The following is a 10,802-nucleotide window of genomic DNA, read 5'->3' on the forward strand; positions in this document are numbered from 1 at the left end:
GCAAAGGTGCAGCGGGGTGCGCCAGATTGGGGCGCACCCGGAGGATTCAGCGGCGGCGCATCAGACCGATGAAGAACAGGCCGCCGAGGGCAGCGGTGGCGACGCCGATGGGCAGGTCTTCGGGGGCGATCAACGTGCGGGCGGCGACGTCCACCCAGACGAGGAAAACGCTGCCGAGCAACACGCACACCGGCAGTAGACGCCGATGCTCGGCACCGATCAGGCGCCGGGCAATGTGCGGCACCATCAGCCCGACAAAACCGATGGAACCGCTGATCGACACCAGCACCCCGGTCATCAGCGAGGCAATCACGAACACCCGCAGACGCACCGCCCGGGCATTCAGGCCGAGGGTGACGGCGGTCTGTTCGCCGGCCATCAAGGCGTTCAGCGGACGGGCCATGCCGATCAGCAGAATCAACCCGAGCAGAACACTGAGCGCCGGCACCGCCAACAACTCCCAGCGCGCCAGACCGAGGCCACCGAGCATCCAGAACATCACCGCCGAACTGGCGCGGTGATCGCCCATGAACAACAGCAAATTGGCGATCGCCATCATCACGAACGACACTGCCACGCCGCATAGCAGCAGACGGTCACTGTCCAGCCGACCCTGCCGGTTGGCGATGCCCAGCACCAGAAACATGCTCAACAACGCGCCGATGAACGCGGCGATCGGCAAGGTCAGCAGGCCGACGATTTCACCGACATGCAGCACCACGATCACTGCACCGAGCGTGGCACCGGAGGTGACGCCGAGCAGATGCGGATCCGCCAGCGGATTACGCGTCACCGCTTGCAGCACCGCACCGATCAACGCCAGCCCGGCACCAACCAACGCACCGAGCAACATGCGCGGCACACGGATCAGCCAGACGATGTGTTCCTGGCCGGCGCTCCAGTCCGGCACTCCGAGGCCGAACAGTTTGTGCAGCAGAATCCGCCATACCACGTCCACCGGCACCCGCGCAGGGCCGAAGCCCAGCGACACCACGCACGACACCAGCAGCGCCGCGCCGAGGGCAATCAGCAGCCAGCCGTAGCGACGATTGATCATTCGCCGTGGAAACCTTTGGCCAGGGTTTCAACCGCCAGCACGTTGTCGATCCCCGGCGTGGCCTGCACGTAAGGGATGACGATGAAGCGCTGGTTCCTGATCGCGTCCACCGATTGCAGCGCCTTGTTCTTCAGCAGGAATTCAATCTTCTGCTCGGCGGTGATTTCGCTGTAGTCGACGATCACGATCACCTGCGGATTGCGCTCGACCACGGTTTCCCAGTTGACCCGGGTCCAACTCGCTTCGACGTCATCGAGAACGTTGCGCCCGCCGGCGGCGTCGATCAGCGCCTGCGGCATGCCGAGGCGGCCGGAGGTCATGGCGCGGTCTTCGCCGCTGTCGTACAGGAACACTCGGGGTTTCTCGGCGGGCAGGTCTTTGCGGACTTCGGCGACTTGACTTTGCATGTCGGCGATCAGCGCGTTGGCGCGGCCCTGCACGTCGAAGATCTTTCCGAGGTTGCGCAGGTCGTTGTAAGTGTCGTCCAGCGTGGCGGCCGGGCGTTTCATCACAAAGGCGCAGGACTCGGTCAGTTCATAGACGTTGATGCCCAATGGTTGCAGGGTCTGCGGCGTGAGATCGCCGCCGACGCGCATGCCGTAATCCCAGCCGGCGAAGAAGAAATCGACGTTGGCGTTGAGCAGGGTTTCCACCGACGGGTACTTGGCTGCCAGTTCCGGCAGACCGTCGAGCAGCGACTGCATTTCCGGTGTCACCGACTTCCAGCCACTGACGCCGCTGTAGCCGGCCATCTTCGACTTGAGGCCGAGGGCGAGCATCATCTGGGTCATGTTGATGTCGTGGCTGACCGCGTGCTTCGGCGCTTCCTTGAAGGTCACTTCGCGGTTGCAGCTCTGGATCGTCAGCGGGTACTTGGTGGCCTCGGCAAAGGCGTGGGTGGTGCCCAGCAACAGAGCGAGGCAAAGCAGGGAGCGCACAGTCATGGTCGGGTTATCCAGGTGATTCGCGGGTAGCCGTGGAGAGGGTGGGAATCGATCAGTGCTTCGACGCCGAACACGTCGCGCAGCAGTTCGACGGTCAGGACTTGTTGCGGGGTGCCGCTGGCGACGATTTGTCCGTGATTGATAACGTACAAGCGGTCGCAGAATGCAGCAGCGAGATTCAGATCATGGATGCTCGCCAATGTGCCGATCTGCAGGCGCTTGACCAGTTGCAGCAGTTCCAGCTGATAACGCGGGTCGAGGTGGTTGGTCGGCTCGTCGAGGATCAGCAGTTGCGGTTGCTGGGTCAGGGCCCGGGCGAGAATTACACGCTGTTTTTCGCCGCCCGAAAGGGTGGCGAACGCGTGGTCTTCGAAGCCATCGAGGCCCACCGATTTGAGGGCTTGAGTGGCGAGATTCCGGTCTTCGAGGGTGTCGCCATCGAACAGGCCCTTGTGCGGCGTGCGGCCCATGGCGACCACTTCTTCGACGGTCAGGCCGAAGGCGTCGGGGAATTCCTGAAGGACTACGGCGATGCGTTGCGCGCACCAGCGCGAAGATTGCTTCCAGACGTTGTGGTGATCGAGTTTGACCTCACCGCGTTCCGGCTGGCTGAAGCGGTAGGCGCAGCGCAACAGGCTGGTCTTGCCGCTGCCATTGGGCCCGATCAGCCCGACGAACTCACCGGCGGCCACTTGCAACGAGGCGTCACGCAGCTGGAACTGGTGATGGCAGTGGCCGTGGCCCAAGGGTGACCATTTCAGGTTGGTGAGGGTTAGTGAAGTCATGCATTTCTCTTGAAAACTATGGTGCGGCGGATATCGCTTTCGCGAGCAAGCTCGCTCCCACAGGATCTGCACAATCCCTGTGGGAGCGAGCTTGCTCGCGAATGGGGCCTTGAATCAAAAGGTGTAGTCGGCGGTGACAAAGAACGAACGAGGCTCACCCAGAATCCACTGCTGCCCCTCATTGTATTGGCTTTGCGCGTACGTCCGGTCAAACAGATTGTTCACCTGCAAGCCCAGCGTGGTGTTACGCAGGGCTTTCCACGACAGCGTCGCATCGACCACGGTGTAGCTCGGCAGCTCGTTGCGGTTGGCCATGTCGGCGTAGCGCGCATCGACGTAACGCACACCAGCGCCAGCTTTCAGGTCATCAGTGAGCGTCTTGCTCAGCCACAGATTGGCGGTGCGGCGGGGCACGTCCACCGGGCGATTGCCATTGCGCGACACCGGCACGCCGCCGACCACTTCTTCAAAATCGTCGTACTTGGCCTTCACGATTGCAGCGTTGGCTTGCAGCTGCCAGGCGTGTGGTAGTTGCAGATCGAGGCTGGCTTCCAGGCCGTTCGACGATTGCTGGCCGACCTGCTGCTTGAGCGTCGGGTTGCCCGGATCGTCGGTCAGCAGCTTCTTCTTCACGATGCGATAGGCCGCCAAGGTGAACTCGCCACGCTGATCCCAGAACAGTTGCTTCAGGCCGATCTCGGTTTGCCGGGCAGTGGACAAGTCATATTGCTGCTGGCTCGGGCTCAGGGAAATCAGCCCGCCGATGCCATCGGTGCTGGTGGCGACCTGGCCGTAGAACGAAGTGTCCTGGGTCAGCGCGAACACCAGACCGGCCTTCCAGTTGTTGCCGGTCAGGGTCTTGTCGCTCTGGCTGCCGTCGACCAGGTTGTTGCGATCCACGTGCACGTAGTCGCGGCGCACACCGGTCACCATCGACCAGCGCTCGCTCAGTTGCGTGCGGTTTTCGGCGAATACCGACATCTGTCTGGTGGTGCTGTCGAACTGATCGCGATACGGATCGGCGCTCTCGAAATAACCGGTTTGCGGGTGATACCGATCCAGTGGCTGACCGTTCGGCAATACGTCGTTGAACGGCGAATTGCTGTCGAGCTGGAAGCGGATGCGGTTGTAGTCGACGCCGGTCACGGTCTGGCTGTCGAGACCAAACAGCGAGTGCTTGAAGGTGAAGGTCTGGCGGTCGCCGACCTGTTCCTGTTTGTGTCCGATGCCGAAGTAGCCGCTGCGGCTGAGCTGCTGACTGTCAGCGTCGAAGTTGTAGTTCTCGGCGTTCTGCCAGCGGCGTTGGGCCTTGAGGTAATACAGCTCGTTGCTGGCGCTGACCGCATCGTTGATCTGCCAATCCGTGGTCAGACGCGTCCATTGATCGTTGTAGTGCTGCTTGTCGTCGCGCACGTTGTAGTTCTTGTTGCGCAGGCTGTCTTTCAACTGGCCGTTGATCAGCGGCGTGCCGAAGTAGTTCTGCGGGCGCTGATCGCCGTAATCGTGGGCGAGGGTGAAGGTCAGATCGTCGGTGGCCTGCCAGCGCAGGGCGGCGCTGATGAAGTCGCTCGATGAGTCGCCGCGATCGACCCAGCCGTTGCTGCGCAGACGGTTGAGGTTGAGGCGATAGCTCAGGGTGTCGGTCAGCGAACCACCGCTGTCGAACGCCTGTTGTTGGCTGTCGAACGAGCCGTAGCCGACGCGCACGTGGTTTTCGATTTCACCTTCGAACGGCTTCTTCGGGATCACGTTGACCACCGCGCCGGTCGCGCCTTCGCCATACAGCACCGAGGCCGGGCCGCGCAGCACGTCGACGCGCTCCACCGACCAGGTGTCGACCGGGAAGGTCACGGTGCCCATGCCGGTGTACATGCGGTTGCCGTCATACAACTGCATCACCGAACTCTGCCCGGTAAAGCCCCGAGCCTGCAACGAGGTGCCGCCATCGCCGGGCGTGCCGGTGCGACTGATGCCGGTGCTGCGCGACACCGCGTCCTGCACGCTGCGATCACCACGGGCGCGGATCTGTTCGCCGCTCAGGCTTTCGACACTGGCCGGGGTTTCCATGGCCGTGAGGTTCAGGCGCGAGCCGGCGCTGGTCGGCGTGGTCAGGCTGACGGTCTGGTCGTCATGGGCCGGAGCGGTGATGGTGCCGGTGGGCAGCGTCAGCGGGGCGTTGTCGGCGTGGGCGCTGTGGTTCAGCGCGAACAGACAGAGGCTGGACAAGAGGTACTTGTTCATCGGGGCGGTGAATCACTTCTTCAAAAGAAAAGCCCGCAGGCTCATGACAGTGCATGGCTGCGGGCAGAGCAGCAAATTTGCGTTATACAGTAACACTAAAAAATGCCGGAGTTTAAGCCCCGGCAGTTTAAAGATCTGTCTGGATCGCGCATCTCGCCTGTTTCATGATGAAGTTGAGGCAGATTCAGCTTGTCGACCCAGACGCGACAACAGCAGCCGATCCAGCAACCACACCACCACCAGCGAAGCCCCCACCAGCGGAAACACCACCGCCAGCACCAGCATGATCGCCACCCCGGTTTTCCATTTCGGCAGATCGTAGCGCAGCGGCGGCACGCCGAACTTGCCCTGTGGCCGGCGCTTCCACCAGATCACCACGCCACTGACGGCGCTGAGCAGGATCATCAGGCAGATCAGCAGCACGATGATCTGGTTGAAGGTGCCGAACATCTTGCCTTCGTGGAGCATCACGCCGATCTCGGTAGCGCGGGCAACAGCGCCGTACTGCTCGAATCGCACGTCGGCCAGAACTTTGCCGGTGTACTGATCGACGTGCAGGGTGGCGTCGTTACGCGGGTCGTCGGCGAATACGGCGATGGTGAACACACCGGTGGCGGTGGTCGGCATCGTGATGCTGTAGCCCGGCTCGACCTTGCGCTCGATGGCGATGTTCTGCACGTCCTGCAGGCGGATGGTCGGTGCAGCGGGGCCGTGTTGCATGCCGCCGTGGGCCATATGTTCGGCGTGGTCACCGGACATCGGCATCGGGGTGTTTTCCATCGCCCACGGCACGGTCTGGCGTGCGGCGTTGTTGAGGCTGCCGGCCTCGACGTCGGAGGTCGGCACGTTGTCCCACATCGCCGCCGGGAACACGTTCCACACCTGGGCGTATTGCTTGCCCCAGAAGCCGGTCCAGGTCATGCCGCTGAGCAGCATCACCAGCAGCAATGCCGCGCCCCAGAATCCGGTAACGGCATGCAGGTCACGCCACAGCACGCGGCCGCGACTGCTCAGGCGTGGCCACAGAATCCCCGCTGCCTGACCTCGCGGCCACCACAGGAAAACCCCGGAAACTACCAGCACCACGCCCCAGCCGGCGGCCATTTCGATCAGTCGGTCACCGACGGTGCCGATCATCAGTTCGCCGTGGATCGCCCGGGCGATGGCTTGCAGGTTCTGCTTGGCATCCTGCTCGCCGAGGATGTCGCCGTGGTACGGATCGACGAACACGTTCAGCTCATGGCCGGCATTGGCCACGACAAACTGCGCGCTGCGCTCGGCATTCACCGGCGGCAGGTACTGGGTGACCTGGCCTTGTGGATAAGCGCTTTTGACCTTTTGCAGCAAGTCATCGGCCGGCACGGTGTGATGCCCGGCGGGGACGTTCAGCAGGCTGCTGTACATCAGCGAATCGAGTTGCGGCTTGAACAGGTAAATGATGCCGGTCAGGGCCAGCATCACCATGAATGGGGCGACGAACAATCCGGCATAAAAATGCCAACGCCAGGCCAGGTTGTAGAAATTCGGTTTGGGCTGTTTCATCACGTGTGCTCCGCTTGGCTTGGATCTTCTAGTTGTTCTGCAACCCTTGTGGGAGCGAGCTTGCTCGCGAAGGGGGCGGCACATCCAACATAAATGCCGCCTGATACACCGCCTTCGCGAGCAAGCTCGCTCCTACAGGGGGAAGGGTTAGAAACTCATGTCCACCTTGGTCCAGAGCGTGCGCCCCGGCTCATTGATCGCTTGCGGGTCGTTGGCCGGGTAGCCGAACCCGGCGTTGCCCGCCAGGTTCAGGTGTTCGGCGTAAGCCTTGCCGAACAGGTTGTCGACGCCGGTACTGACCTTCCAGTTTTTGTTGATCCGGTAGGCACCGTTGAGCGAGAACACGCCGAAGCCTGAACTCTTGTCGTAATCCTTGCCGACCACGTTGCCCTTGTTCTGGTCGATACGGTTTTGCGCGGCGACCACCCTCCACAGTGCGCCGGCGCTCCAGTTGTCTTCGGTATAGGTCAGGCCGAAGCGCGCATCCAGCGGCGGCATCTGCGGCAGTGCCTTGCCGTCGCTGCTGTTCTTGCCCCAGGCGTAGGCCAGGGTCGCATCGGCTTTCCAGTTGTCGGTGAGTTTGTAAGCGGCACCGAGTTCACCGCCCATGATCCGCGCGTCGATGTTCTCGGCGCGGGAAGTGCTCATGCCCATCATCCCCGGGGTGTAGTCGAACAGAATGTAGTCGCGCACCTGGCCGATGTAACCCGAGGCCCAGGCTTCAAGCTCGGCGCTTTTGTAGTTCACGCCGAAGTCGAGCTGGGTGGTCTTTTCCGGCTTGATCGAATCAAACGCATTGACCGAACCCGCCGGGCCGGACTTGGGCGAAAACAGCTCCCAGTAATCCGGAAAGCGCTGAGCGTGGCCGAGGCCGGCGTAGAGCGTGGTCGGGCTGTCGGCCAGGTCATGTTCGTAACGGACGAAGCCGCTTGGCAGGGTGTCGGCACGGGTATCGCCGGCAGTCGGATTCGGCCGGGACATCATTCCCGAGCCGGTGGTCTGCCGGAAATCCCTGGCCGAGGCACGGTCGACCCGGGCGCCGGTGATCAGCCGGTCGCGATCGGCGGCGTACCAGGTCGTTTCGCTGAACACGCCGTAGTTATGGAAGTCGGCGTCCTTGGTGAACGGCTGATCCTTGTAGGTATCGATGCCCATCCCGCTGCGCTGACGGTGTTCGTTGGTCTGCGCGTCGAGGCCGGTGATCAGCTGGATATCGGCCCAGCGCCAGGTCGCCTTGATCCGTGCGCCGAGGGTGCGGCGGTCGACGTTGGACGCCATCGGCCCTGCCATCATCCCGGTGCCGGAAGGCGTGCGCAGGGTGTAGTTGTCCATCACGTGGTCGGCATAGTTGTAGTAGACCTGCGCTTCGAGCTTCTCCAGCACATCGGTGATATTGGATTTCTCGACGCGCAGACCGAGGCTTTCACGCAGGAATTGCGAGCCGTCCATGCCGCGTCCGGCGTAGCGTGCTTCGCCGTCGCCCTTGCCGGCGGTGAGTTCGATCAGGGTGTCGGCGTCCGGGGTCCAGCCCAGCGCCACGTCGCCGTTCCACTTGTCATAGCGCGAGGCGACGATGTCGTTGTTGCCGTCGCGGTAGTCATCGGAATGTGCGGTGTTGCCGATCACCCGCACATAGCCCAGCGAACCGCCGGCCGCTGCATCGACGACTTTGTCGAAGCGTCCGTGGGAGCCGGCCAGCACGCTGGCGTTCACGCGGGTGCCGAGTTCGCCGAAGCTTTCCGGTTCGCGGTCGAACAGGATCGTGCCGGCCGAGGCGCCGGGTCCGTAGAGCACGGTTTGCGGGCCTTTGATCACAGTGAGTTTGTCGTAGGTCTCGGGCGAAATGTACGAGGTCGGCGCGTCCATCCGGCCGGGGCAGGCACCGAGCATCATGCTGCCGTTGGTGAGGATGTTCAGGCGCGAACCGAACATGCCGCGCAATACCGGATCACCGTTGGTGCCGCCGTTGCGCACCAGGGCGAAGCCGGGAATGGTCTTCAGATAGTCGCCGCCATCGCTGGCCGGCACCGGTTGGCGCGGGTCTTTCGGGTTGGTGACGATGGTCAGCGGCGAGCTCGGGGCGATGGCGGTGATCACCGTCGGGCTCAGCTCATCAGTGTGGCCGGCGTGTTCGTCGGCGTGGACCAGCGGGGACAGCAGGACGCCGCAAAGGACGGCGGTAGCGTGCCTGAAACGAATGCGCGATTCGTTCAGGGCAAAGGACGCCGGGGCAGAACCCGGGCGTGGGACAGCAGAAAACCTGGACATGACAATTTCCATCAAACAGTCGTAAACGACACGGCCGGCAGCCTGAAGCTGTCTTCTCAACCGTGTGCAATCGGAGGTGGGTGTTTACGCTGCGACGGGCGGGGCGCGGGTGCGGGCGCCAGGGAAGAAGGTCTGCCGGGCATGGCCCAGGCGCGGGGAGGGTGGGGTGAAGGTGTTGACCAGAGGGATGCTGAAAGTGGCGAAGCTGCCGCCGCCGGTCAGCGCCGGGCAATTGAACAGCAGGCTGCAATAGCCGCATTTTTCCCACAGCACATGGTGCGAGGATTGCGGCGGACAGTGTTCGGCGGTGGGCTGCGCATCGTGCCCGGAGTGATCCATGCCGGGCATGTCCATCGACATGTCCATGCTCATCGGCATGGAGGTCGAGGCGTGCTGATCCATCGGCATCGACTGGGAAATCAGCGGGCCGATGAAGATCATCAACATGGCGAACAGGGCGATCCAGCTGCCGCGGGTCAGGTGTTCAGTCTGACGGCGTTGCAGGGAGGGCCTGGCGCTCAGGGGGCGCATGGGCGGAGTCTGCCGGAACGGTTACTGGGCGTGCGCGTGGGCTCGCGTGGCTTCCGGCGGCTTCTTCTGCACGGCGACTTCGACGGTCACGTCACCGGCCTTTTCGAAGTGCATCGTCAGCGGGAAGCGCTTGCCGTCGGTCAGCAGACTGCGGTCAGTCGGATTCATCAGCATCACGTGATAGGCCATCGGCGCGAAGGTCACTTTTCCACCGGCCGGGATGGCCACGTTCGGCACCTGTTGCATCTTCATCAGATCGCCCTGCATCACATGCTCGTGCAGTTCCGCTGTCGGGGCGATGGGCGAGTCGACGCTGAGCAGGCGGTCAGCCGTCTTTCCACCGTTGTGAATGATGAAATACGCGGCAACGGTCGGCGCGTTCGGCGGCAGTTCCTGCGACCACGGGTGGGCGATTTCCAGCTCGCCGGCCTTGTATTCGTGGGCATGGGCGAAGCACGCAGGCAGCAACAGCGCAGCGATGACGATGAATTTGTTCAACATGGCAGTTCTCCAGAACGATTTGAAACGCAGGTCAAATGCGGGAACAAATCAAACCAGAGGGGACGCGCGGGGATTGAGGCTCGGCCATTGCTGGCGAGGTGTCGGGGTTTGCAGCAAGGCGGGCGCCACGCTGCGATTGCTTTCGTATCGGGCGAAATACAGCTGCGGCGAATGCCCCGGCAACGCCACCACCGGCGCCGATCCGGAACAGCACCAGCAATGCTGCATGGTCGAATGATTGTCACCGCTCTGCGGCGCTTTCTGATCGAGGCTGCCGATGTCGATCGCCACCATCTTCGTCCCGCTGCCGGTGCAGAAACTGCTCCACAGCAACTGCTCGGCCGGCGTCTGCGCCGCCTGCGCCACCGCTCCCGTCAACGGCATGGCGAGCATGTTGAACAGCACTGCAAAGCAGGCGATCCAGGCAAATGCGAGCCGGTGTCGGTTCATGGGACAGATCCGTAGGGTGGGCGATCAGGCGCGGCTATTTAGCCTGATCAGGGCCGATAAGTAAAAAAGCGTCGTGCGGTTTGGTGTCGCAGAGGATTCAGCCTGCTACGGCATGCAACCGCAAACCCAGCGCCTTCATGACTTTCATGATAGTCGCGAATTCCGGATTTCCAGTGCTGCTCAGCGCTTTATAAAGGCTTTCGCGACCCACCCCTGCATCTCGTGCAACCTGGGTCATGCCTTGGGCGCGGGCAATGTCATTCAGTGCTGCACGGATGAGAACGCCATCGCCAGCATCTTCGTCAAAACAAGCGTCCAGGTAAGCCGCCATTTCCTCGGGCGATTTAAGAAACTCTGCAGCATCGAAGCGAGCGAATTTTTCGAACATTGGAATCGCGTCCAGAGGCAGGTTGATACTGCAAACGTATGCTCGGGAGGCTGCTGCAGGTAGTCAGTCGGGCTTTAAGTTGTTGTGCGTAGCGT

The 10,802-nt window shown here is 62.4% G+C and carries 10 protein-coding genes; all 10 read right to left on the reverse strand.

Annotated elements, in window-relative coordinates; genetic code table 11:
- Window positions 1-46 precede the first annotated feature (46 nt).
- The 10 genes from N8H71_RS09530 to N8H71_RS09575 all read right to left on the reverse strand — a co-directional run bounded on the left by N8H71_RS09530 (window position 47) and on the right by N8H71_RS09575 (window position 10,707).
- Entirely contained in the window at window positions 47-1,057 is a 1,011-nt protein-coding gene (locus N8H71_RS09530) for a FecCD family ABC transporter permease (protein WP_262193779.1), read from the reverse strand.
- Complete coding sequence (locus tag N8H71_RS09535; RefSeq protein ID WP_262193780.1) at window positions 1,054-2,001, reverse strand: ABC transporter substrate-binding protein; 948 nt, start codon at window positions 1,999-2,001, stop codon at window positions 1,054-1,056. Before N8H71_RS09535 ends, N8H71_RS09530 begins: the two co-directional genes overlap by 4 nt.
- Window positions 1,998-2,786: an ABC transporter ATP-binding protein gene (locus N8H71_RS09540; protein ID WP_262193781.1), complete on the reverse strand. Its 789-nt coding sequence runs from the start codon at window positions 2,784-2,786 to the stop codon at window positions 1,998-2,000. Before N8H71_RS09540 ends, N8H71_RS09535 begins: the two co-directional genes overlap by 4 nt.
- A gap of 114 nt (window positions 2,787-2,900) precedes the next feature.
- The gene (locus N8H71_RS09545) at window positions 2,901-5,027 is read right to left on the reverse strand and encodes a TonB-dependent receptor (protein ID WP_262193782.1); all 2,127 of its coding nucleotides are present in this window, start codon (window positions 5,025-5,027) and stop codon (window positions 2,901-2,903) included.
- 162 nt (window positions 5,028-5,189) lie between these two features.
- Window positions 5,190-6,569 carry a PepSY-associated TM helix domain-containing protein gene (locus N8H71_RS09550; protein ID WP_262193783.1) on the reverse strand — a complete coding sequence of 460 codons (1,380 nt, stop codon included), beginning with the start codon at window positions 6,567-6,569 and terminating at the stop codon, window positions 5,190-5,192.
- Window positions 6,570-6,716: 147 nt separating this feature from the next.
- Window positions 6,717-8,837, reverse strand: coding sequence for a TonB-dependent copper receptor (locus tag N8H71_RS09555; protein ID WP_262193784.1), 2,121 nt, complete (start codon window positions 8,835-8,837; stop codon window positions 6,717-6,719).
- An 84-nt stretch (window positions 8,838-8,921) separates the two neighbouring features.
- Window positions 8,922-9,368, reverse strand: coding sequence for a DUF2946 domain-containing protein (locus N8H71_RS09560; RefSeq protein WP_262193785.1), 447 nt, complete (start codon window positions 9,366-9,368; stop codon window positions 8,922-8,924).
- 21 nt (window positions 9,369-9,389) lie between these two features.
- The gene (locus tag N8H71_RS09565; RefSeq protein ID WP_262193787.1) at window positions 9,390-9,869 is read right to left on the reverse strand and encodes a copper chaperone PCu(A)C; all 480 of its coding nucleotides are present in this window, start codon (window positions 9,867-9,869) and stop codon (window positions 9,390-9,392) included.
- A 48-nt stretch (window positions 9,870-9,917) separates the two neighbouring features.
- Window positions 9,918-10,319 (reverse strand): DUF2946 domain-containing protein, encoded by a 402-nt coding sequence (locus tag N8H71_RS09570; protein ID WP_262193788.1) that lies wholly within the window; start codon window positions 10,317-10,319, stop codon window positions 9,918-9,920.
- Window positions 10,320-10,416: 97 nt separating this feature from the next.
- Entirely contained in the window at window positions 10,417-10,707 is a 291-nt protein-coding gene (locus N8H71_RS09575; RefSeq protein ID WP_262193789.1) for an addiction module antidote protein, read from the reverse strand.
- Between the last annotated feature and the right edge of the window lie 95 nt (window positions 10,708-10,802).

Source organism: Pseudomonas koreensis, assembly GCF_025447595.1.
GTDB lineage: Bacteria > Pseudomonadota > Gammaproteobacteria > Pseudomonadales > Pseudomonadaceae > Aquipseudomonas > Aquipseudomonas koreensis_H.